This window comes from Croceitalea dokdonensis DOKDO 023 (assembly GCF_001306415.1).
Classification (GTDB): Bacteria; Bacteroidota; Bacteroidia; order Flavobacteriales; family Flavobacteriaceae; genus Croceitalea; species Croceitalea dokdonensis.
Map to the genome: position 1 here is coordinate 17,623 of NZ_LDJX01000003.1, position 22,765 is coordinate 40,387.

At 44.1% G+C, this 22,765-nt stretch carries 18 protein-coding genes and 1 pseudogene; 11 read left to right on the plus strand and 8 right to left on the minus strand.

Going from position 1 to position 22,765, the window contains the following annotated elements; translation table 11 throughout:
• Positions 1-263: 263 nt before the first annotated feature.
• Positions 264-1,022: an SOS response-associated peptidase gene (locus I595_RS07055; protein ID WP_054558735.1), complete on the minus strand. Its 759-nt coding sequence runs from the start codon at positions 1,020-1,022 to the stop codon at positions 264-266.
• Between the two features lie 185 nt (positions 1,023-1,207).
• On the opposite strand from I595_RS07055, the gene I595_RS07060 reads away from it, so the two are divergent.
• Positions 1,208-2,389, plus strand: a complete 1,182-nt coding sequence (locus tag I595_RS07060) for a helix-turn-helix domain-containing protein (protein WP_054558736.1) — start codon at positions 1,208-1,210, stop codon at positions 2,387-2,389.
• Positions 2,390-2,487: 98 nt separating this feature from the next.
• Positions 2,488-3,096 carry a hypothetical protein gene (locus tag I595_RS07065; protein ID WP_054558737.1) on the plus strand — a complete coding sequence of 203 codons (609 nt, stop codon included), beginning with the start codon at positions 2,488-2,490 and terminating at the stop codon, positions 3,094-3,096.
• Between the two features lie 292 nt (positions 3,097-3,388).
• On the opposite strand, the gene I595_RS07075 is transcribed toward I595_RS07065, so the two are convergent.
• The 4 genes from I595_RS07075 to I595_RS07090 form a co-directional block, all read right to left on the minus strand.
• Entirely contained in the window at positions 3,389-4,384 is a 996-nt protein-coding gene (locus I595_RS07075; protein WP_054558739.1) for an aspartate-semialdehyde dehydrogenase, read from the minus strand.
• Between the two features lie 240 nt (positions 4,385-4,624).
• Positions 4,625-5,026, minus strand: a complete 402-nt coding sequence (gene mscL, locus I595_RS07080) for a large-conductance mechanosensitive channel protein MscL (protein WP_054558740.1) — start codon at positions 5,024-5,026, stop codon at positions 4,625-4,627.
• A gap of 78 nt (positions 5,027-5,104) precedes the next feature.
• Complete coding sequence (gene alr / locus I595_RS07085) at positions 5,105-6,211, minus strand: alanine racemase (RefSeq protein ID WP_054558741.1); 1,107 nt, start codon at positions 6,209-6,211, stop codon at positions 5,105-5,107.
• A complete protein-coding gene (locus I595_RS07090; RefSeq protein WP_054558742.1) occupies positions 6,204-6,848 on the minus strand; it encodes a thymidine kinase in 645 nt (214 codons plus the stop codon). The genes alr and I595_RS07090 overlap by 8 nt, the downstream gene beginning before the upstream one ends.
• Positions 6,849-7,005: 157 nt before the next feature.
• On the opposite strand from I595_RS07090, the gene I595_RS07095 reads away from it, so the two are divergent.
• The 4 genes and pseudogenes from I595_RS07095 (at position 7,006) to I595_RS07110 (ending at position 10,266) form a co-directional block, all read left to right on the plus strand.
• Positions 7,006-7,680 carry a hypothetical protein gene (locus tag I595_RS07095; protein WP_054558743.1) on the plus strand — a complete coding sequence of 225 codons (675 nt, stop codon included), beginning with the start codon at positions 7,006-7,008 and terminating at the stop codon, positions 7,678-7,680.
• A gap of 64 nt (positions 7,681-7,744) precedes the next feature.
• On the plus strand, positions 7,745-8,416 hold the full coding sequence (rsmI, locus tag I595_RS07100) for a 16S rRNA (cytidine(1402)-2'-O)-methyltransferase (RefSeq protein WP_054558744.1): 672 nt from the start codon (positions 7,745-7,747) through the stop codon (positions 8,414-8,416).
• Positions 8,417-8,541: 125 nt separating this feature from the next.
• Positions 8,542-8,985: pseudogene (locus I595_RS07105) on the plus strand (uracil-DNA glycosylase family protein); the annotation flags it as partial.
• 84 nt (positions 8,986-9,069) lie between these two features.
• Complete coding sequence (locus I595_RS07110; protein WP_054558745.1) at positions 9,070-10,266, plus strand: ATP-binding protein; 1,197 nt, start codon at positions 9,070-9,072, stop codon at positions 10,264-10,266.
• Between the two features lie 398 nt (positions 10,267-10,664).
• Here the strand turns inward: I595_RS07110 and I595_RS07120 are convergent, their stop codons facing one another.
• The gene (locus I595_RS07120; RefSeq protein WP_054558747.1) at positions 10,665-11,267 is read right to left on the minus strand and encodes a carboxymuconolactone decarboxylase family protein; all 603 of its coding nucleotides are present in this window, start codon (positions 11,265-11,267) and stop codon (positions 10,665-10,667) included.
• A gap of 185 nt (positions 11,268-11,452) precedes the next feature.
• Between I595_RS07120 and I595_RS07125 the strand changes: the two genes are divergently transcribed.
• The 3 genes from I595_RS07125 (at position 11,453) to I595_RS07135 (ending at position 15,065) form a co-directional block, all read left to right on the plus strand.
• Entirely contained in the window at positions 11,453-11,881 is a 429-nt protein-coding gene (locus tag I595_RS07125; protein ID WP_054558748.1) for an OsmC family protein, read from the plus strand.
• Positions 11,882-12,102: 221 nt separating this feature from the next.
• Complete coding sequence (gene recJ / locus I595_RS07130; RefSeq protein ID WP_054558749.1) at positions 12,103-13,791, plus strand: single-stranded-DNA-specific exonuclease RecJ; 1,689 nt, start codon at positions 12,103-12,105, stop codon at positions 13,789-13,791.
• 5 nt (positions 13,792-13,796) lie between these two features.
• Positions 13,797-15,065, plus strand: coding sequence for an MFS transporter (locus I595_RS07135; protein ID WP_054558750.1), 1,269 nt, complete (start codon positions 13,797-13,799; stop codon positions 15,063-15,065).
• A 50-nt stretch (positions 15,066-15,115) separates the two neighbouring features.
• On the opposite strand, the gene I595_RS07140 is transcribed toward I595_RS07135, so the two are convergent.
• Complete coding sequence (locus I595_RS07140; protein WP_054558751.1) at positions 15,116-16,540, minus strand: Gfo/Idh/MocA family protein; 1,425 nt, start codon at positions 16,538-16,540, stop codon at positions 15,116-15,118.
• A 64-nt stretch (positions 16,541-16,604) separates the two neighbouring features.
• Entirely contained in the window at positions 16,605-17,090 is a 486-nt protein-coding gene (locus I595_RS07145) for a 3-keto-alpha-glucoside-1,2-lyase-like domain-containing protein (protein ID WP_157449675.1), read from the minus strand.
• Positions 17,091-17,213: 123 nt separating this feature from the next.
• Here I595_RS07145 and I595_RS07150 point away from each other — a divergent pair, with 123 nt between their 5' ends.
• The gene (locus I595_RS07150; protein WP_054558753.1) at positions 17,214-20,348 is read left to right on the plus strand and encodes a WD40/YVTN/BNR-like repeat-containing protein; all 3,135 of its coding nucleotides are present in this window, start codon (positions 17,214-17,216) and stop codon (positions 20,346-20,348) included.
• Positions 20,349-20,823: 475 nt separating this feature from the next.
• Positions 20,824-22,746, plus strand: coding sequence for a MutS-related protein (locus tag I595_RS07155; RefSeq protein WP_245628247.1), 1,923 nt, complete (start codon positions 20,824-20,826; stop codon positions 22,744-22,746).
• Positions 22,747-22,765: the final 19 nt, after the last annotated feature.

Genomic DNA, 22,765 nt, shown 5'->3' on the forward strand with positions numbered 1-22,765 from the left:
CCCGACACTTCGGGGGAGAACCTTGGGTGCCCGGATGCTTCTCGATACATTTTCACTTCCGCTATCGCTGCACTGAAAACACTCGAAGTGACATTGGAGGTCTCCTTTAGGATTTGCGTACCAATTATACGTTTTGTCAGTTCGAGTGATTCGCTGCAAGCGAATTATATCGAGAACCTTGGGTGCCTGGATGCTTCTCGATACATTTTCCATCTCACTATCGTTCCATGTAAAACACGCTAAGTGAAGGTAGTTATTAAAGCTCAATCAAAAGCGAGCTGTACCTCAGGATAATCTACCTTTTCAATAATCCCAGGGTAGTTGGAAACTACACTACGGCTATACAAGTCTTTGGTCACTGGGTGAATGCCCAGTTCGCCTTCCCACAGATCATTGTCCATAATATCCTGCACATCAGAGGCCGTGTTGCCATCATGTAACCAAGCGTCAATATCGTTTTCAGCAATTAAAATAGGGCGGCGTTTCTTGTCATTATGTACTGCTGCAAATTTTGGCGTGGCAGCTTTGGTCAAGACTGCAAAAGTCCATCGCTCGTCCGCCGTTTGGGTATAAATGCCCGCCAAGTACAAGGGTTCACCATCCTTCCTGTAAAAATAAAATGGCACTTTAAAATCCTTGCCTTTTACCTTCACCTTGGTATTATGGGGTTCAAAAAAACCATCTATGGGTATCACACAACGCTGCTGCTGCCATGAATAGCGATAGATAAAATGGTCGAACAACTTTTCAGATTTGGCATTAAGCCCTCCAAAAGTCTTTGGGTTTTTAAAGTACTCTTTGTAATTGGCCTGCTTTTCACGTGCAGGCATCAGTCCCCACATGGCAGGAAGCAGGTGCTTGGGATACTCTTGTGCCACTATCCATAGGAGGGGATGTTCCCATCCGTTGGCATGGTAGTGTATTAGTTCTAAATTGGCACCACCGTCCTTAAAGGCAGAGGTGAGCCTTAATTTTTGCTGTATTGCTTCCCTTGTCCGTGTTTGCCGTGTACTGTAGCACATAGGCTAAAAATACAAAAAACAGCAGCTACATGTAGAGAGGGGCATAGGTGGGTACATGGGGCATGGCGGTTGCAACCTTTTTCTCGCCTGTGGCCCGCAACTGGTGTTATGGGCAAGCGCGCAGTCAATACCCCATTTCATGGCTGCAATTAAAAGGATATATTTGGAGGTGTAACGTACTGCCAATGCGACCCTTTTTTTTACAGGCTTTTCCTGATTTTAACCTCTTTAGCACGCCATTGCTCATCTTGGTGCTCCAAGGGCTTGTTTTGGCAGCACTCTTATACCTGCGTTTTGTAAAGGAACGGAATGTCCCGGACTTACTTTTGGCCTGTATCATACTCATTATGTGCTATCACCGCACCACCTATACCATTGGTTTTATGGGTTGGTACGATACGTTTAGGAACACCAAGGTCAACTACTTTTTGGTGAGTATGGAAATGCTCACGGCCCCCTTACTATATTTTTACGTAAAAAGTGTGGTGACACCAGGTTTTCAATTGCTCAAAAAGCACTTTTGGCATGCGGTACCTTGGTTGGTCTTTTTTCTGGTGAAAACGGTAATCTATTTGTACGATGCACAACAGCCAGGCTTTGCAGACGTCCAAAATGGCTATTTGGTAGAACAATTGCAGTGGCCCTACCTTAATCCATTTTTCAGTATTTTTTCTGCCATGCAAATGTTGCTCTACCTGGCTTTCTCCTTTCAGCTGTACGCTACCTATAAAAAGGGCGTGCCACAGTTCTTTTCCAATATGGCGTACAAGGAGCTTATTTGGATTCGTAATTTCTTGTGTATATACAGTTTTATCTTTCTCTACGGCCTTGTGCAGGTATTTATTAATGAGTTGGTCATTGAGATGAGCTGGAAACAGAAATGGTGGATACAGTTCTTTTCCGCTTTGGCCATATTGTATTTTGGAGTCAAGGGTTACTTTACCAATTTTTCTTTTTTAACTGATTTTCAGGCACCAGATTTGCCAAGGGGAGGCAAAACCAAGAACGGGGCAGCAGCAGATTACATCGTAAAAAGAAAGCAGGACATCCATAAATTGATGGAAGAGGAAAAGGTGTACTTAAATCCGGAATTAAACCTAAAACAACTGGCCGAACAAACGGGACTGCAAAGGGCTGAAGTATCGGAAGCCATTAACCAAGGCTTTGGAAAGAACTTTAATGATTTGGTAAACCAGTATCGGATTGCGGAATTTAAACAACGGGTGTCTGCGGGGGACAACCAAAAATTTTCCTTGGTGGGCCTTGCATTTGAGTGTGGGTTCAATAGTAAGGCAACTTTTAATAGGGTGTTTAAGAAACTGGTGCAAAGCACCCCAACGCAGTACGTGGAATCGTTAAAGAACTAGCGTCTCAAATCGTATGGGACGCCTCTTTTTAATTTAAGTCGCCCAAGGCAGACCGTTTTCACACCTTTGTCCCAATAACGGTTAAACATAAAAACATCATGAAAAAAGTAGTATGTAGTAGTATCCTTCTTTGTTGGTCTGTATTCTCTTTAGTAAGTGCCCAAAAGTCTGACCTTGAAATTGCCCCTGGCACCTCCTTGGATTTTGATTATGCAGAGTATGAGCTGTATGAGCTACAGTTAAAGAATAAAACGGGAAAAGAAATAGAAGTTAAGGTGGAGGACAAAAAAACAGGGGAGTTTAAAAGGGGGTTTGGTTTGGGACCCACGGGCAAGGCGGTGGTCATGGTAGAGCGGGAATCCAAAATTACGTTGACCAACAATTCTTCCAAAATGGGCAAACTTACAGTGGTGGTATTGAATGCCAATGCACAATGGCAGGATACCTCTGGTATGCAAATGGTTGATTTTACCCTAATGAATACCAGTGCTAAGCCCATACCGTTGATCATTCCCAATGTCATGAACCCTAATTTATCCCCTTTCTCCAATAGCGGGGTAGAATTAAAAATGGGGCAGGAATTATTGTTTAGGCAAGGTGGAAAACGCTATGTGTTGTTAACGGTGGACAATACCATTAAAAATGGCGATAAGATAGATGTGGCCAAGTTGCTCAAAGCACGAAAAAAAGAATTGGGGCTTAAGTAGGGCTTTGGCCAAATTTAAGAAAGGCCCATGGCTCTTTGTAAAAGAAGGGCGATGGGTTTTTTAGGGTTGATACGCCACAAAATCCATGGTGGTCTCTACGTACAATGGCCGTAAGCACCATATCCAAGGCTTTGTCGGGGGTAGGTTGCCGCAGAGGCCTAAAATAGGCCGTCCACAAGGGGTGGTTAAAGTCAAATTAAAGGTGCGGTCTGCAATAGACTACCTACAGGCACCCGGTGCAGGTGGATAGCCTTGACGTTTCAATAGGCTCTAGAGCAGTAAAAAAATGGGATTAAGCACCCACCAATCCGTGGGTCACCAAATATTCCGCAATCTGTACGGCGTTGGTGGCGGCCCCTTTTCTGAGATTGTCTGCCACAATCCATAGGTTCAAGGAGTTGCGTTGGGTCTCATCACGGCGGATGCGGCCTACAAAAACCTCGTCCTTGTCATGGGCGTAAATGGGCATGGGGTAGGTGTTGGTATCCGTATTGTCCTGCACGGTAACCCCTGGGGTGTCATTTAATAATTGACGTACCTCATTAAGTTCAAAATCGTTCTGGAACTCTACATTGACCGATTCTGAATGTCCTCCAGAAGTAGGAATACGGACAGCTGTGGCGGAAATGGAAAAACTACGGTCGTCCAAAATTTTCTGCGGCTCCCGTGCCAATTTCATTTCTTCCTTGGTGTAGCCATTTTCCAAGAATACATCACAATGTGGCAAGGCATTTCTATTGATGGGGTACGGATAGGCCATTTCACCCTTTACCCCGGCCATTTCGTTTTCCAATTGTTGTACCGCTTTTACCCCAGTACCGGAAACCGACTGGTAGGTAGAAACCACCACCCGTTTCATTTGATATTTTTTGTGGAGAGGATGTAATGCCATGACCAATTGAATGGTGGAACAATTAGGGTTGGCAATGATTTTATCCTCACGGCTAAGTTGGGAGGCATTAATCTCAGGAACCACCAATTTTTTGGTAGGGTCCATACGCCAGGCAGAGGAATTATCGATGACCGTGGTGCCTACTGCTGCAAATTTTGGTGCCCATTCCAATGAGGTATCCCCACCAGCGGAAAAAATGGCAATATCCGGTTGGGCCGCAACCGCATCCGCAAGGCCAATGACAGTGAATTCTTGATTTTTGTAGGATAGCTTTTTGCCAACCGAGCGTTCAGAGGCCACAACCAATAATGTTGTGATCGGGAAATTACGTTCTGCCAATACTTTTAACATCACCTCGCCTACCATACCGGTAGCACCAACAACGGCTACTTTCATCTTATGTAAATTTTAAGCCCACAAAGGTAATTTTACCTAGGGAATGGGCAAGTAAAAATTCCAATAATTTAAAAATACAACAAAAAGTTGCAAATATAACAGTTATTAATCGTTTCTTATTCCAATGGTTGATTTGGGTTGGGGACGCCCAAAAAATAACCCCCTATCAGGATGCTGATAGGGGGCTTTAGAATTAAAAAAGTGATGTAACGGCATCCTTAGAATTGCTCCTAAGAAAACTTACTTTTTAAGGGCATCACGTATTTCGGCAAGCAATTCCTCTGTTGTTGGGCCTGCTGGTTCTGCCGGAGCCTCTTCTTCTTTCTTTTTCATATTGTTGATGCCTTTCACCATCAAGAACATCACAAAGGCTACAATGATAAAGTCAATGACGCTGGTTAAAAACGTACCATATTCCAAGAATATCTCGCCCACCGTTTCTCCGGCATCATTCACCACTCCGTCTTTTAGTTTCATACGCATGGCTTTAAAATCAGTGTCAAATAATAGTCCGATCAGCGGGGAAACGATTCCTCCGGTGAAAGAAGTTACCACCTCTTTGAAAGCGGCACCCATGACAAAACCTACGGCAATGTCCACCAGGTTGCCTTTCATGGCAAACTCTTTAAATTCTTTAAGCATATTGTTTATAGTTTACTGGTTAATACGCCAGCAAGGTACAAAAAAAGCTAAAATTATGTTAACGGCCGCAAAAGAATTTCATTGGATGATACGCCGGCTTACCCGTTGGGATATGGCGGTTAAAATTTCGTAAGAAATGGTATCGGCAGCGTGGGCAAATTGTTCTGCGGATTGTTCGGCTCCAAAAATGACAACAGAGTCCCCTTCCTCGCAGTTGATATGGGTAACATCTACCATGATCATATCCATACATACATTTCCCACGATAGGCGCCTGCTTCCCGTTGATCACAACGGCTGCCCTACCCCTGCCGTACTGCCTCCCAATACCGTCTGCATGCCCAATGGGCAAGGTAGCGGTAATCATGGGGTTCTGGGCTATATGTCCGTGATTGTATCCTACGCTTTCCCCTTTTGCAATGTGGTGTATCTGCGAGATGACAGTGCTTAACCGCGCAACTGGTCTAAGCATTTGATCTATATTGGCATCATTCCCAAACCCATATAGACCAATACCACTGCGCACCATGGTAAATTGGGCTTCTGGGTAATGCAGCACCCCAGATGTATTTAACAGATGGCAAATGGGGAGGTACCCCAGGGCGCTTGACATCCTAGTGATGATTTCCCTGAATTTGGTGATTTGTCCTTGGGTAAATTCCGTCTGGTCCCTATCATCGGAAGCGGCCAAGTGTGAGAGCAAGGACTTTACCTTAATGGCTTTTTGCGCACGAATTTTTTCCGCGATGCCCGGTATGGCATCAGCTTTAAACCCCAATCGGTTTAAGCCGGTGTTGAATTTCACATGAACGGGATAGTCCGCCTGTTTTTTTTGTGTTGCCGCGGCAATAAAGGCATCCAGCACTCGGGTCGCATATACGCTGGGTTCCAGGCAACGGTCTATAAGCTCCCCAAAATTCTTGGGCTGTGGGTGTAGCACTAAAATGGGTACGGTGATTCCCGCATCGCGCAGCAGCACACCTTCTTTAACGTAGGCTACGGCAAAATAGTCCACTCCCAGTTCCTGCAGTTTGGTGGCCACGGAAACCATATCGCTGCCATAGGCAAATGCCTTTACTACGGCCAAAAACAGGGTATCCTTGTGCAGTCTTTTTTTTAAATAGGCATAATTATGCGCCAAGGCTCCAAGGTCAATTTCCAGGGTGGTCTCTCCAAGGTCAGTCATTCAAAGGTTTCTTTTTGGGGCTAATGGCCTCTGTGTTTACCTCAATATTCTTTACCCGTTCCTTGAGCATGGCCTTGTAAAAAGCGGCCCTGCTCAGGGGTTCATATTCATCGGTTTCCCCCAGAAAGACCAAGGAATCATTACTGGATTTTCTAAAACTGTAGTTGGCCAAATTGCCCGTTCTCGTACAAACGGCATGTACTTTAGTCACGTATTCTGCCGTGGCCATCAATGCTGGCATGGGTCCAAAGGGGTTTCCTTTAAAATCCATATCCAGACCGGCGACTACCACCCGTATCCCCAAGTTGGCCAAATCATTGCAGACCGTTACAATTTCATCATCAAAAAACTGTGCTTCGTCTATACCTACCACATCACAACCGTCCGCCAAAATGCGGATGTTGGCCGCAGCTGGCACGGGTGTGGAACGAATCTCATTGGCATCATGTGATACCACCATTTCCTCATTATAGCGGGTGTCTACCTGGGGTTTAAAGATTTCCACTTTTTGTTTGGCAAATTGGGCGCGTTTTAACCGTCTTATCAGTTCTTCCGTTTTGCCTGAAAACATGGAGCCACAGATCACCTCTATCCATCCGAACTGTTCTTTGGGGTTTACCGTGTTTTCAAGAAACATATTGTACTTTTAAACGAAATTAAGGGTTTGTAGGTTTTAATTGGACAAAGCGTAAAATTAATCTAAAAAAACGCCGTTTCTAAGGATGGAATTTAACCTTTTGTTGAAAAATTGCAATGCAAAATCATAGTACATTTATACGTAAAGAATTGAAACCATGAAACGAAAGCTAAGAGAGGAACTGGTTAAACTTTCTACCGACATTATTACCTCCCGGGAGGACAAGGAACTTACCGCATTGTATGAAGTGGCCAAGGAACTTTATGAGAAATTGGCCGTGCTAAAGTTCATAGAGGAGAAATTGGCAGATGTGGAGGTGGACGTTTCAAAAAATGTCATTGCTGCCCGTTTTGAGCAAATGGCCAATGCGGTAATGAATGAAAACCGTGGGGTGCCAGAGAGCAATCCACATAAGGAGGATATCATTACCCCGGGAATGGATACGATTAAAGATATGGTTTCGGAAATGCCGCCGGATGCGATTGAGTATATTTTTGGGGAGTTTATGGCCAAGCCCATGAAAAATGACAAAGAGGAGCTTTCCCCAATACCTACCAAACAAAACCTGGTTCCCAAGCCAACCTCTTTAAATGACCGTTTGGTCAAGGATTTTAAAGTGGGGCTCAACGATAAATTAGCTTTTGTAAAACATTTGTTCGATAACAATATGGAAGATTACACCAGGGTCATCTCCCAATTGGCCACCATTGATACGGAGGAGCGTTCCAAGGCATTTATAGATAATATGGTAAGGCCAGAGTATAACAACTGGGAAGGTAAGGAAGAATATGCAGAACGTTTTATGCAACTGATAGAACGCAAGTTTTCCTAGTCCGTTTCCAAAACTTATTAAATAACCGGAGGCTTTTTGCCTTCGGTTTTTTTATTTTTAGCCGATGGGAAAATTGTTTTTAGTGCCAACCCCGATTGGGAACTTACAGGACATTACCCTGCGGGCCTTGACGGTTTTAAAGGAGGTGGATTTAATTTTGGCCGAAGATACCCGTACCAGTGCAAAACTGTTGCAATATTTTAAAATTAGCACCCCAATGCAGTCCCACCATATGCACAATGAGCACAGGACGGTGGCCGGTATTATTGAAAAGTTGCAATTTGGGGAGACTATTGCCCTAATTTCCGATGCCGGGACCCCGGCCATATCCGATCCCGGTTTTTTATTGACCAGAGCATGCGTGGAACACCAGATTGAAGTGGAATGCCTGCCTGGGGCAACGGCCTTTGTCCCCGCTTTGGTCAACAGTGGCCTGCCCAATGATAAATTTGTTTTTGAAGGTTTTTTACCTGTAAAAAAGGGGCGCCAGACCCGTTTGGAATTGTTGGCCGATGAAACCCGTACGATGATTTTTTATGAATCGCCCCATAAATTGGTCAAAACCCTGGGCCAGTTTACGGAGTACTTTGGACCGGACAGACCAGTTTCCGTTTCCCGTGAGCTGACCAAACTCTACGAGGAAACCATAAGGGGCACTTTGGCAGAGGTTTTGGAACACTTTGCCCAAAAGCCGCCAAAAGGGGAGTTGGTGGTTGTGGTAGGAGGCAAGAAATGAAAGCGCTATTATCAGAAATCAGAAGATGCACGGTTTGCAAGCAGCATTTACCGTTGGGCCCAAGGCCCATTGTTTCGGGTAGTACAAATTCTAAAATCATTTTGGTGAGTTAAGCTCCGGGAAGAAAGGCACATGAGCATAACAAAGCTTGGGATGATGCCAGCGGAAAGGAACTTCGCAAATGGTTGGGGGTTACGGAAGAACAATTTTACAATCCAGATAATTTTGCGGTAATGCCCATGGGTTTTTGTTATCCGGGTAAGGCAAAGACGGGGGATTTACCGCCGCGTAAAGAATGTGCCCCACTATGGCATCATGTGATGTGGAAAGCGTTTACCCATGTAAAATTGATTTTACTGATTGGTAAATACGCACAAGACGGGTATTTAGGGAAGGATGGCAAAAGAAACCTCACGGAAAATGTGCGTCACCATCAAGAATTTTTACCCAAGTATTTTCCATTGCCACATCCATCTCCAGTCAATAGGTTTTGGCGGATAAAGCATCCGTGGTTTGAGGAGGAGGTGGTAGGGGTATTGCAAAATTATATTACTAAATCAATCCAATAATGTTATTGTAAATAACAAAAAATAATATAAAATGTTTTTTAAGATAACCATAAATATATAATTTTGTTATTGTAAAAAACAATAATGCAAGAATTATTTGCCCATCAAGAATCTTTAATTGCCCATGCTCCGCCCAATGAACGATATCTAGCAAAAGAAATAGATTGGTCAGACAGGTTAATAGCAATAAAGGGTGCAAGGGGCTCCGGAAAGACCAGTTTATTGCTTCAAAGAGCCAAATTTCATTTGGTTGACAAAGCATATTTATATACCACTTTAGATAGTCTTTACTTTTTGGAAAACACCCTTGTTTCACTAGCCGATGAATTTGTTTTGCAAGGAGGGGAATATTTATTGTTGGATGAAGTTCACAAATATCCAAGATGGTCTAGAGAAATAAAACTTATCTATGATAAGCACCCCAAGCTTCACCTAGTATTTACTTCATCTTCCATGTTGGAAGTGTATAAAGGGGAATCTGATTTGAGTAGAAGAGTGGTAACCTACCACTTAAAGGAATTATCATTTAGGGAGTTTTTATACCTCGATAAAGGGCACAAGATATCAAAGGTATCCATGGCGGATATTTTAACAGGTCATAAGGACATTGCCAGAGCCTTTTTGAAGGACATAAATCACCCAATAAAAGTATTTAAAGAATACCTGCAATACGGGGCTTACCCATACTTTTTAGAGAATAAGGAATCCTATGGCGAAAGACTTCTCCAAACCATTAATTTAATTATTGAAAGTGATATGGCAGCCGTGGAAAATATCACCTATGATGACAGTAGGAAGATAAAAAAGCTTTTGATCGCCATATCACAAAGTGCCCCGTTTACGCCTAATATTAAAAAGCTAAGCGAACGGTTGGGAATAAACCGTACTTTTTTAATCAATGCAATCAAACTTTTGGATAGGGCAGATTTGATCATATCCCTTTTTAAACCAGATAAGGGTATCGGGCAATTCACAAAACCAGAAAAGCTGTACTTGAACAATACCAACATCGTAAATGCCCTCGGTAAAGGCAATGCAGAAATTGGTACGGTTCGTGAAACTTTTTTTGCCAATCAATTCAAACATTTAAAGAACTGCGAGATTCATTTAGCAGAAAAAGCGGATTTTATAATTGATAGGAAATTTACTTTTGAAATTGGTGGAAAAGGCAAATCGTCAAAACAAATTAAAAACGTGGCCAATAGCTATGTAGTGCGAGACGATATGGAAGTTGGCGCATTAAACATTATTCCTTTATATCTTTTTGGGTTGATGTATTAGTCTTTGTAGAGGGTGACCTACATTTAAAGACCTTTTGATAAGTTGCAATTGCTTTAATTTTACATTTGAAAGTTTTCCCAGTTCCCTAATTCTTTTTAATCTGTTGATTTCTTTAAGGTATGTACGGAAAACACAGGTGATTGAAATGAGAATTGAAGGAATAGAAAAAAATATAGGTATCCATTTCTTTTTAATTTTTACCCAAGTTAATTTATTTATTTACAGTTTATGGTAACCTGAAGAATTCGCATCCACAAATTACATCAAATCTCGATAGGCATAAAACAGTCTTAAAAAAAGTAAAGCTATCTAGAACAAGTTTCAGAAAAATGAAAGAATAAAAACCCCACCAATCGACAGGGTTCAAAATCTCAGGTCTTAAGTCTTCTATCTAGTCTCTAATACCTACCCCCGTCATGCTTCCCTTTCTCCCATCCGTGTTTGCCTAGGTATTGGTTGGCACTTTCAACGGCACCGTCCTCAATATCGGTACCTTGGGAATCGTTCCAGCGGTTCAGGTACCCAAAGAGGGAAATAACACCCAGCATTTCAACGATCTCACCTTCATTCCAGTATTGGTACAGGCGTTCTTTAATTTCTGCATCCACACCGTTGGGCACTTGGGAGGCCTGCAGGGAAAAGTCTAGGGCAGCACGTTCTGCTTCTGAGAACGAAGGATGTGTTCTGTAGTCCCAAATATTATCCAGTTGCTCTTGTTCCGCTCCGTAACGTTCTGCCGCCCGTATTGCGTGCGCCTGACAATACCGGCAGCCTGTGGCATTACTGCTCACCCAGGCAATCATTCGTTTTAAAGCAGAGGTTACCCTGCCCTCATTGGCCATGACCGCTTTGTTTAGATTGATAAACGCCTTTGAAATCGCAGGCCTATGCTGCATCGTTAAAATGGAATTAGGACAAAAACCCAAGGTTTCGTTAAAGAACTCCGCCAGTTTTTTGGTTTCCGGGTCATGATTGGGGTCTAAAGGTGGTACTAAGGGCATAGGATATGTATTAGTGAACCAAAATACGAATTTAGATTTTGGGAGTGGGAAAAAGGGAGGCCAGAGGTAGGGTGCATGAAAAATACCCCTTATAATCAAGGGAGGCTGACATGGAAAAACTACACAGTGCCAACCACACAGCAAGGATTATCGTAATTTAGCGACCGTATTAGAAATAAAATAGTATGGGAGCAACAAATCATATCAGTACTAAGTGGAAAGGCGGAATGGCCTTTGAAAGTAACAACCCTTCTGGTCTTAATGTAACCATTGATGCCGGACCTGAGGATGGTGGCGAGGGTAAAGGATTACGTCCAAAAGCCTTGATGCTTTCTGGATTGGCAGGTTGTTCCGGATTGGATGTGGCCTCATTGATTACAAAAATGAAGTTGGAAGTAGATGATTTTAGTATTGAAACCATTGCCAACCTTACGGATGAACATCCTAGGTACTATGACCGAGTGGCCATTGAGTACCATTTTCATGGGTCCAATTTAAATGAGGAAAAATTACAACGTGCCGTAGACCTATCCGTAGAAAAATATTGTGGGGTCATGGAAATGTTCAGAAGGTTTGCGGAGTTGGAGATTAAGACAGTGTTTCATAAAAAGTAAATATGTAAAAGCTCCCCGCCTCAGATGAGGAGGGGAATGAATTCCGCCCAGCGGAAGAAAGGGGAGGTTGAAAGCCCAAGCCTTAACGTATCAAGCGTAACTCTAGGTTTTTTATTAAGTCGTGCATAAAAACCCCTCCGCTTTTCCATCCGCCGCGGCGGAGAAAACCACCTCCCCTTGAAAATAAGGGGAGGAGCTTAAATTAAAACCGAAATGAATCCATGCGTTGGACGATTAAGCCAATTCCTGAAAAACAAGAAATCCAAAAACTCTCGGATGAACTGAAAGTTAACACCTTAGTGGCGCAATTGCTTCTACAACGGGGAATTTCTTCCTATAAGGAGGCCAAAAGGTTCTTCCGCCCTCAATTGACAGACCTGCACAACCCCTTTTTGATGAAGGATATGGATGTTGCCGTATCCCGGATTGAACAAGCAATCACATCTCATGAAAACATCTTGGTTTACGGGGATTATGATGTGGATGGGACTACGGCAGTGGCCTTGGTCTCCTCGTATTTGCTACAGGAATATCCCAATGTGGCAACCTATATTCCCGATCGTTATGGAGAAGGCTATGGGGTGTCATTAAAAGGCATTGATTTTGCCGATGATAATGATTTTAGCTTGATCATTGCCTTGGACTGCGGGGTAAAGGCCGTGGCACAAGTGGAATACGCCAAGCAAAAGGGAATTGATTTTATCATCTGTGACCACCATAGGCCCGGTGAATCCTTGCCAGCCGCCGTGGCCGTTTTGGACCCCAAGAGGGAGGACTGTAACTATCCGTATGATGAGTTGTGCGGCTGTGGCGTAGGTTTTAAACTGGTACAGGCCTTAGCCTCCAACAAAGGACAGACCATAGAAAATCTAATCCCCTATCTGGACTTGGTGGCTACGGCAATTGGGGCGGATATCGTACCCATTACCGGGGAAAACAGGGTGTTGGCCTTTTTTGGGATGCAGGTCATTAATTCCAATCCCAGAATTGGATTCCAGGCCATCATCAACCAGGTAAAAAAGAAAGAACTCACCATTACCGATGTGGTGTTCATCATTGCGCCACGCATTAATGCTGCAGGTAGGATGGAACACGGGCAGCACGCCGTGAACTTGCTTACGGAAACAGATTTACAACAAGCGGAACGGTTTGCCGCAGGTATCGAAAAATACAATTTTGATCGTCGCTCCCTGGACCAAGAAATTACCCAGCAAGCCTTGTCACAGATTCGGACAAATAAAGAAGAAGAACGCTTTACCTCTGTTGTCTATCAAGAAAACTGGCATAAAGGCGTTATTGGAATTGTTGCCTCTAGATTAACGGAAACCTATTACCGCCCAACCTTGGTGTTTACAAAAAGTGGTGATAAGCTGGCCGCTTCCGCACGTTCCGTGAAAGGTTTTGATGTCTACAATGCCCTTCAGGATTGTGCGGAATGTATAGAACAATTTGGCGGTCACAAATATGCGGCGGGACTCACCCTACTGGAAGAACAGTTTGGGACTTTTAAAGCCAGGTTTGAAAAAGTAGTGGCGGAAACCATAGACCCACAATTGCTGACGCCAGAAATAACCATCGATGCCAAAATTGAATTAAACCAGATTACCCCAAAATTGATGCGTATCCTAAAACAGTTCGCCCCTTTTGGACCGGGCAATATGACCCCTGTTTTTATGGCAGAAAATGTGCAGGACACTGGGTACGGCAAAGGGGTTGGTGAAGGAGGGAAACACTTAAAATTGAGCGTCACCCAGAAAGGCTCAAAGCCAATGGGTGCAATAGGTTTTAACCTTGGTGATAGCATAGGGCGAATAAAGAAAAAAAATAGGTTTGACATCGTTTTTCATTTAGATGAAAACGAATGGCAGGGACAAGTGAACCTTCAACTTAAGCTTAAAGATTTGAAGTAATTGGGATGGAGAACAAAATTGACCCATATGCCGCCCTGCGCTTTAAAGAATTCAATATTTTTCTAGGAGTACGGTTTGCCATGGTCTTTGCCTGGTCCATGCAGTTTATCGTCATTGAATGGCAGGTCTATAGTCTTACCAAAGACCCTTTGTCATTGGGAATTATCGGGTTGATGGAAATCATTCCCGCTGTGAGCATCGCCCTATTTGCAGGGCACATCGTGGACCAAAAAGAAAAACGAAGTCTGCTTGTAAAATGTATTTTAGGATTTTCCGTGGTTAGTATGGGATTGTTTCTGGTTACCCATCCTTCGGTAGAAGAGGAGTATACCTCTAAAAGCATCTTATATACTATTTACGCCTTAGTATTTTTGGGAGGTTTGGTCCGGGCGTTTATTGGTCCCACGATATTTTCGCTCATTGCCTTGATCGTACCCAAGAAAATATATCCGAATGCTGCCACATGGAGCAGTTCCACCTGGCAAATGGCATCCGTGCTGGGGCCGGCCTTTGCAGGGTTTTCCATAAGTTGGATGGGGGTGCATTGGAGCATGTGCATCATCTTTGCCTTTTCTGTTTTGGCATTACTCTTTTTGTTCCAGATTGCTAAAAAGCCCATTTTAAATCCCAAGATAGGCGAGCCCGTGTTCCAAAGCCTTAAAGATGGATTACGTTTTGTGTTTGGGAGTACCGCTATTCTTGGCGCATTAACCTTGGATATGATCGCAGTGTTATTTGGTGGTGCCATTGCCCTTCTGCCTATTTATGCCCAGGACATTCTTCATGTGGGCTCAGAGGGTTTTGGTATTTTAAGGGCAGCCCCTGCGGTTGGGGCATCCATAACCATGCTGGGCTCTACCCGTTTTCCGTTGCATAAAAATGCGGGCAAAAAATTACTTTGGGCAGTCTTTGCCTTTGGCATCTGTATCATTGTATTTGGCTTATCCACCTATTTTTGGCTTTCGGTCATTGCCCTGTTTTTAAGTGGTGCCGTAGATGGGGTGAGTATGATTATCCGTCAGACCATCCTACAATTAAAAACGCCAGATCATATGAGGGGCAGGGTGGCATCCGTTAATTCAATTTTTGTAGGCTCCTCCAATGAACTTGGCGCTTTTGAGAGCGGGGTGGCGGCCAAACTGTTGGGTACGGTCACTGCCGTGGTATTTGGTGGTTGTATGACCTTGCTCACTGTGGGCACTACGGCATTGGTGTCCCCTAAATTTAGGAGGTTGGACCTGTCCAAAGATGTGGCAGACCATGACCAACAATAAGTCTTTTGGGCATTTTTATTTACGTAATGCCAAAAGTTGGTGAGTACCTTTTAAAACTCCCGATACGCACCTTTTAAAAATCTATTGGCCTCCGGTTCCGCAAATTTTGCGTTGTTGGCATCCCAATGTAAGGTCTGGTTGGGGAAACGGCCCGCAATGACCCCTAAGAGAATGGTTTCCGTTAGTTTTGCCGCATAGCCAAAAGGGGCGGAGCAAGTAGCCTTTCCCAGACAGGCATCCACAAATTCATGATAGTGTTTTGGGCCCTCGCTGTCATAGTTCCTGATGGGCTGGCCCAGATTGTGCTTGGCAATGTCCTTGGAAATATCCACATACTTACCACGCTGTATTTTACGGGGCAATTGCATAAAATGGGGCAATAACAACCTTCCTTTTGTACCCACAAACATGGCGCCCTGCTCCGGCAACTCCCCTTTTGCTGCCTTTTTTGCGTCCAAGGAAATATCGGTTGCTATAGCCGTCCGCCTTTTATGGGATATCCCATTCCCATCTGGCAAGACTAAATCTTCGTGGGCAGGTGGCATGCCAGGGCCGTCATACCAAATCCACTTTAAGGTGTCACTGGTATAGTCCGTGCCAGGAAATTCATAGGTGACGATATTATTTTCTGGGTACCCGAACCCGTTTGTTTTTTGACATTCATTCTTTATGGTCATTGGTACGTTAAGCTGCAGCGCGTTGTATGGCGTGTCCATGATATGTACCCCCATATCGCCCAGAGTGCCACAACCATAATCCATAAGTTTACGCCAGTTCCCAGGATGGTAATATCCTTCCTTATAAGGGCGTTCCGGCGAGGTTCCCAGCCAGAGGTTCCAATCCAGTTGTGCGGGAACATCATCCTTGCCGGTAGGTTCCGTACCCTTATAACCCCAATTCTTTGGGCTCCAAGCGTGCACGGTATGTACCTTGCCAATAATACCATCCTGGATTAAAAGGGTGGCCAGTTTATAATCATAAAAGGAGTGTACCTGAATCCCCATCTGGGTGACGAGCTGTTTTTCTTCCGCCAGTTTTTTGAGTTGTCTGGATTCCGCTACAAAGTGCGTTAGCGGTTTTTGGCAGTATACGTGCTTGTTCATCTGCATGGCATGCGCTGCTGCCGGGGCATGGGTATGGTCCGGGGTTGAGATGACCACTGCATCAATGGTATCCTTCATATCTGCCAACATGACCCGGTAATCTGCAAATATTCTGGCCTTTGGGTATTTTTTCCGGGCGGCGGAAAGGTTTATGGCATCCACATCGCAAAGGGCCACCACATCTACTTGCGGGTGTGAGGCGATATCACGCAGGTCTTCCGCCCCCATATTGCCCACACCAATATGCGCGGTGCGCAGACGCCCCCCCGGTTTCAAGGCTTTTATTTTTTTATTGGCGCCAAGAATGGAAGGTATTGCCAGTGCTCCCAGTGCACCAATCCCTGTTTTTTTTAAGAAGTCTCTTTTGTTCATATGCTATTGGCTTAATAGTAATGCTTTTTTTGTTTTCCCTACTAAGGTGAGATCAAGGGAGGCTTTATAGTTGTCTGATTTTAATAGTTCTGAACCCAATAGCGCTTCCATGGTCTTGTAAGCTAATATAGCCTATTACGTCATGGATACGGGCGTAATTTTCATCATCTATCAATTGGTATTCGGGGGCTACCATGGGCAGGCTACTATACCCCTCTTTGATATGATAAAGAATAGCGCGTTTGCCGCCTGGGGGAAGTTTCCATTCCGGATACCGTTCAAAGCTATCAAACTCCTCGGCTCCATACATAATAGCTTCTCTACCTTTAGCGTCCTGATCAAGTCCAAGGGAGGTATCAAAGATGAGCGTACGGTCACTTTTCGTCCAACTTGGGGATAAGGCATCCCTACCATAACCGCGCCAACCTTCTGGACTTTTGTCTTTTAACAGATAGCGATAGCCACATGGCTTTAGGGGTTTTGTTATGTTAGCGGGTCGGTTAAAAGGCTCATTGCTGTTCCTGTTTTTGCAAGATAAGAACACACACATCAAAACAAGGGTAAAAAGGGAAGGTCTCATTGTTCCGGGAAAATCACTTTGGTAAATTACAAAATATCTATGTTTTCATTTTTCATTACTTTTAGTAGCAACTAATTCAAAGAACCTAAAAAAATGAAAATGCTATTCTCCAAGGCAGGTATTGCCCTCCTCTCGCTATGTTTTGTTGCCTTTACCGGTGAATCCCAAAGAAGAAAGAAAAACACGGCTACACCAGAGATTCCCGCTGAGTTGTATTCCAGTTTGGAGTACCGCTTGGTGGGGCCTTTCCGTGGTGGCCGATCGGCAGCAGTGACCGGGGTTCCGGGTGAGCCCAATCTGTTTTATTTTGGGGCCACCGGTGGTGGGGTTTGGAAGACCTTGGATGGTGGCCGTAGTTGGAAAAATATTTCAGACGGTTATTTTGGGGGTAGTATTGGTGCCGTTGAGGTGGCCAAAAGCGACCCCAACGTCATTTACGTTGGTGGAGGTGAAAAGACACTTCGTGGAAACGTTTCCAGTGGTTACGGCGTTTGGAAAACCGAAGATGCCGGAAAGACTTGGCAAAAAGCCGGGCTGGAAAAAAGCCGTCACGTACCACGCATCCGGGTGCATCCTACCGATTACAACACGTTATATGCAGCGGTTTTAGGGAATATTTATAAACCCACGAAGGAACGTGGCATCTACAAAAGTACCGATGGCGGCAAGAATTGGAAGCAGGTCCTTTTTGTGAACGATCAAGCGGGAGCGGTAGACCTCACCTTTGATCCAAATAACCCCAGAATTTTATACGCAAGTACCTGGCGCGCAAAGCGGACACCTTACTCATTGAGCAGCGGGGGCGATGGTTCCGCTTTATGGAAAAGTACGGATAGCGGTGAAAGTTGGACGGAGATTTCCAAGAATGATGGTTTTCCTAAAGATACTTTGGGCATTATTGGGGTAGCGGTATCACCCGTAAATTCAGAACGGGTATTTGCCATAGTGGAGAACAAGGAAAAAGGTGGCCTGTACCGGTCCGATAATGGCGGGAAAACTTGGATGCAAATCAACAGTGAAAGAAAACTAAGACAGCGTGCTTGGTATTACACCCGGGTGTATGCGGATACGGAGGATGAAGATGTGGTGTACGTACTAAACGTACGCTACCATAAGTCTACGGATGGCGGAAAATCCTTTAAGACCTTTAATGCCCCCCATGGGGACCATCACGATTTGTGGATAGCCCCGGAAAACAGCCAGCGCATGATCATTGGGGATGATGGTGGTGCCCAGGTCTCCTATGATGGTGGAGAAACGTGGAGCACCTATTACAATCAGCCTACGGCTCAATTTTATCGGGTGACCACGGATAATGCCTTTCCGTATCGTATTTATGTTGCCCAACAGGATAACAGTACGGTACGCATCAACCACCGTTCTGACGACGGCAGTATTGGGGAGGATGACTGGGAACCCACCGCAGGGGGAGAGTCCGCACATATTGCCGTAGACCCAACCAATAATGATATTGTCTATGGCGGAAGCTATGGCGGCTTCTTAACCCGTGTAAACCATGATAAAGGTACGGTCCGTGGTATCAACGTTTGGCCAGATAATCCTATGGGATACGGTGCAGAGGGGATGAAATATCGTTTTCAATGGAACTTCCCCATCATTTTTAGTAAGCACGACCCCAAAAAACTGTACACTTTTAGCAACCATGTGCACCTGTCCACCAATGAAGGCCAAAGCTGGGAGTTGTTAAGTGATGACCTTACCCGTAACGACCCAACAAAACTAGTGAGCAGTGGTGGCCCTATTACCCAAGATAATACTGGGGTAGAGTATTATTGTACCATTTTTGCAGCCAATGAAAGCCCTTTAAAGGAAGGCTTGCTTTGGGTGGGTAGTGATGACGGACTGGTGCATGTGACCAAGGATGGAGGTAAAACTTGGGAAAACGTGACCCCAACCGGTATGCCAGATTGGATGATGATCAACAGTATTGAACCCTCTGCATTTGATGAAGGCACCTGTTATATTGCCGGTACCAGATACAAACTAGGTGATTTTGCCCCCTACCTTTATAAAACCACGGATTACGGTAAGTCATGGACCAAGATCACCAACGGTATCAAGAATGAACATTTTACGCGGGTACTGCGGGAAGACCCTAAGAGTAAGGGCTTGCTTTATGCCGGTACGGAAACTGGAATGTACGTTTCCTTTACGGATGGGGCCAATTGGGAACCTTTTCAATTGAACCTTCCCATTGTACCGATTACGGATTTGGCCTGGAAGGAAAACAATCTCATTGTTGCCACCCAAGGGCGCAGTGTTTGGATGATTGATGATTTAACCGTGCTGCACCAGTTGCACAAAGACAAAACTGCGGGCAAGGCCAGGTTGTTTGCCCCAAAAGATAGTTACCGCACAAAAGGTAGGGCGGCAAGTAAGCCAAGTTTAACTGAAGGACAAAATCATCCTAATGGGGTGGTCACGCATTTTTATGTGAAAAAAGCTACAGAGAAGGATAGTATCAGTTTAACGTATACCAGCATGGCCGGTGATACGCTTGCCAACTACAGCACATTTAACACAGAAAAAGGGAAGAAGTTAAAGGTTAAGGATGGCGGTAATACCCATGTTTGGGATACGCGCGGAAAAGGTGCGGAAAAACTAGAGGGTATGATTTTGTGGTGGGCCAATTTAGACGGTGCCAAAGCGGTCCCCGGAACGTACAAAGTGCATTTAAATGTGAACGGCCTTACCCAGACCGAGGAATTCAAAATTTTGCCCGATCCGCGTGCAGAGGTTTCCGTGGCCGATATGCAAAAGCAATACGATTTCATTACCAGTATCAATGAAACGGTGGACAATGCGCATCAGTCCATCAAAAAGATAAGAAACATAAATACAAAGCTTAACGCTTTTACCAAGCAGTATAAAGAAGACAAACTGGTCAAAAGCTTGGTGGACAAGGCGGAAGAACTAAAGAAAAGTTTTACAGAAATTGAAAAAACGCTGTACCAAACCAAGAATAGGAGTGGCCAAGATCCGTTGAACTTCCCAATTCGCCTGACCAACAAGCTAGCACACCTGAACAGCCTTGTCAGTCTAGATGATTTTCCCCCTACGGAACAGGATATTGCTGTCAAAAATGAGATGACCACTAAAATAAATGCCCAATTGGATGCATTTAATGCTTTGGTGGATAAAGAAATGAAAGCGTTTAATCAGCAGTTCAATGCAATGAATTTGGAATACTTGGTGATAGAAGAGTAAAAAGCTCCCTCTATCTCCCCCAAAGGGAAATCACCTTAAATGTGTGTTTTTTGCAGAAGACTATACGCTTTGGGTCTTGCGCCTTGCACTTTTGGAATGTCATGTTGAGGCACGAACGCCCCCTAGCCCCAAAGGTGGAATACTAACCGTTGAGAAGGTTCTCTGACTGCAGGCAGAAGGGTTTATAGTTGTATTTGTCATGTTGAGATATGAAACATCCCACGTATCAGTGAGAAGAGCTAAACCTTGACTAACAAAGCCCATGGTACGTCCTAATTTCAAAAGCTTGGGCCATCAACCTCCCCTTTCTTCCGCGATGCGGAATTCATTCCCCTCCTCAGCTGAGGAGGGGAGCTAAAGAAACCGCTTAGGTTTCATTTATAGCCTTAACTGATGATTATGTTGCAAGAAAAAAGCTCCTCCCCTTATTTCAAGGGGAGGTGATTTTCTACATTATTTTGGAAAATCGGAGGGGATGAAAGCCCGAGTTTTAGCTAAAACAGATTTCCCCTCCTTGGAGGGGCTAGGGGGTGGTTACATGTTGCATCAATTTAAAGTCCGAGAGAAAAATACATCTTTAAGACTAAAGGTTTTACTTAAGTTTGTGTTTTCAGTTAACATGAGTGAACCCAAAGACCCCAAATCCTTCTACGAAGGGCAGTTGAGCCAACACCAAAAAGCGGTTTTGGAACGTACCACGGTAATGCGCTGGTTGGGGCTTTGCAGATTGTTGGTGTTTCTGGGTTTAGTTGCCGCTACCTACTTCTTTTGGGGAAATACCCAGTTGCTTCTGGTGTGCAACGCCATTGCTATCCCACTTTTTGTCTTTTTGGTAGTACGATATCAAAAAGTGAAGTACCAAAGAGCACTGGAAAAAGCATTGGTTAAAACCAATCAGACAGAATTATTGGTTTTGGAGGGGGATTTTCATACGTTGCCGGATGGAAAAAATTATGCAAACGACCAGCATTGGTACAGTCAAGATATTGACCTGTTCGGGAAAGGGTCTTTTTACCAATATCTCAACAGGACTGTCTTAAAAAGCGGAAGTGATTTATTGTCGGATGTCTTATTATCCAATACTATTGAAGATATCCCGGGAAAACAACGGGCAATCCAGGAATTATCAGGACAGCCCGAATGGCGGCAGCATTTCACGGCAGTTGCTTCCTTGGTAAAAACAGAGGTAAATACAGATACTGTAGTAGCATGGCTCTCTGACTACAAGGCTTTTTTGCCAAAAGGGATACGCTGGGTCAGTATCGGTTTTTCTGTACTATCCATCGTAGTCTGGATCCTTTATTTTCAGGATTTGGTATCGGGTTATTTGGTCTTTGGAGTGTTTTTGCTTGGATTAATGATTACTGGGCGTTTTTTACCCAAGTTCAATCAGTTGTCCGGACAGGTTACCAAGGCCCAAAGCACGTTTAGGCAATACGCCACTTTACTTCAATTGTTGGAAAAGTCGGAATTCCAAAGCGCGCTATTATCGGAACAAAAAAAATTGGTGCATAATGATGAAGGTTCCAGTTCTGGGGTGTTACAACGTTTTTCAAAGTTATTGGATGCTTTTGACCAACGGAATAACATCCTTATAGGCATAGTGGCCAATGGATTTTTTTTAAGGGATATCTATATAGTCAAGGGGATTGAAAATTGGATTGAAGAACATCGGCTTAAAGTACCCAGCTGGTTCCATGCCATTGCCTTTTTTGATGCCTACAACAGCCTTGCTAATTATGCGTTCAATCATCTAAATCACGTATATCCTAAAATTGTGAATGAGGGGCCTACCCTTGTAAGTAAAGGTCTGGCACATCCGTTACTGCCCAAAGAAACTGCTGTTGCCAATGATATCACCATAGGCCGGGATGAGTTTTTTATAATTACTGGAGCCAATATGGCGGGGAAAAGTACCTTTTTGAGAGCTGTTGGCCTACAACTGGTCATGGCTAATGTGGGTCTGCCGGTATGTGCAATTGATGTGAACTATAGGCCTATCAAACTGATATCAAGCATGCGCACTACAGATAGTTTGACGGACGACGAAAGCTACTTTTTTAGCGAACTAAAACGACTAAAACACATTATAGATACCATTGCGGACACCCCACATTTTATCATTTTGGACGAAATATTAAAGGGTACCAATAGCACGGATAAGGCCGAGGGTTCCCAAAAATTCATTGAAAAACTGTTAGGACTCCAAGCAACAGGATTGATTGCAACGCATGATTTGAGCCTTTGTGCCGTGGCTGATAGCTATAAAATGGTAAAGAATCATTATTTTGATGCTCAGATTAAAAATGACGAACTCTTTTTTGATTATACCTTTAAAGATGGGATTTGTCAAAACATGAATGCCAGTTTTCTGCTTAAGAAAATGGGGATTGTATAACCAACGATAGAAATACCAC

What these genes read in the sequence shown, in the direction of transcription:
- I595_RS07145 (WP_157449675.1), bottom strand. Translation starts at nt 17,090, where the DNA reads ATGTGTGTGTTCTTATCTTGCAAAAACAGGAACAGCAATGAGCCTTTT.
- rsmI (WP_054558744.1), top strand. Translation starts at nt 7,745, where the DNA reads ATGGGAAAATTGTTTTTAGTGCCAACCCCGATTGGGAACTTACAGGAC.
- mscL (WP_054558740.1), bottom strand. Translation starts at nt 5,026, where the DNA reads ATGCTTAAAGAATTTAAAGAGTTTGCCATGAAAGGCAACCTGGTGGAC.
- I595_RS07055 (WP_054558735.1), bottom strand. Translation starts at nt 1,022, where the DNA reads ATGTGCTACAGTACACGGCAAACACGGACAAGGGAAGCAATACAGCAA.
- I595_RS07110 (WP_054558745.1), top strand. Translation starts at nt 9,070, where the DNA reads ATGCAAGAATTATTTGCCCATCAAGAATCTTTAATTGCCCATGCTCCG.
- I595_RS07125 (WP_054558748.1), top strand. Translation starts at nt 11,453, where the DNA reads ATGGGAGCAACAAATCATATCAGTACTAAGTGGAAAGGCGGAATGGCC.
- I595_RS07140 (WP_054558751.1), bottom strand. Translation starts at nt 16,540, where the DNA reads ATGAACAAAAGAGACTTCTTAAAAAAAACAGGGATTGGTGCACTGGGA.
- I595_RS07120 (WP_054558747.1), bottom strand. Translation starts at nt 11,267, where the DNA reads ATGCCCTTAGTACCACCTTTAGACCCCAATCATGACCCGGAAACCAAA.
- I595_RS07060 (WP_054558736.1), top strand. Translation starts at nt 1,208, where the DNA reads ATGCGACCCTTTTTTTTACAGGCTTTTCCTGATTTTAACCTCTTTAGC.
- recJ (WP_054558749.1), top strand. Translation starts at nt 12,103, where the DNA reads ATGCGTTGGACGATTAAGCCAATTCCTGAAAAACAAGAAATCCAAAAA.
- alr (WP_054558741.1), bottom strand. Translation starts at nt 6,211, where the DNA reads ATGACTGACCTTGGAGAGACCACCCTGGAAATTGACCTTGGAGCCTTG.
- I595_RS07135 (WP_054558750.1), top strand. Translation starts at nt 13,797, where the DNA reads ATGGAGAACAAAATTGACCCATATGCCGCCCTGCGCTTTAAAGAATTC.
- I595_RS07090 (WP_054558742.1), bottom strand. Translation starts at nt 6,848, where the DNA reads ATGTTTCTTGAAAACACGGTAAACCCCAAAGAACAGTTCGGATGGATA.
- I595_RS07150 (WP_054558753.1), top strand. Translation starts at nt 17,214, where the DNA reads ATGAAAATGCTATTCTCCAAGGCAGGTATTGCCCTCCTCTCGCTATGT.
- I595_RS07065 (WP_054558737.1), top strand. Translation starts at nt 2,488, where the DNA reads ATGAAAAAAGTAGTATGTAGTAGTATCCTTCTTTGTTGGTCTGTATTC.
- I595_RS07095 (WP_054558743.1), top strand. Translation starts at nt 7,006, where the DNA reads ATGAAACGAAAGCTAAGAGAGGAACTGGTTAAACTTTCTACCGACATT.
- I595_RS07155 (WP_245628247.1), top strand. Translation starts at nt 20,824, where the DNA reads ATGAAAGCCCGAGTTTTAGCTAAAACAGATTTCCCCTCCTTGGAGGGG.
- I595_RS07075 (WP_054558739.1), bottom strand. Translation starts at nt 4,384, where the DNA reads ATGAAAGTAGCCGTTGTTGGTGCTACCGGTATGGTAGGCGAGGTGATG.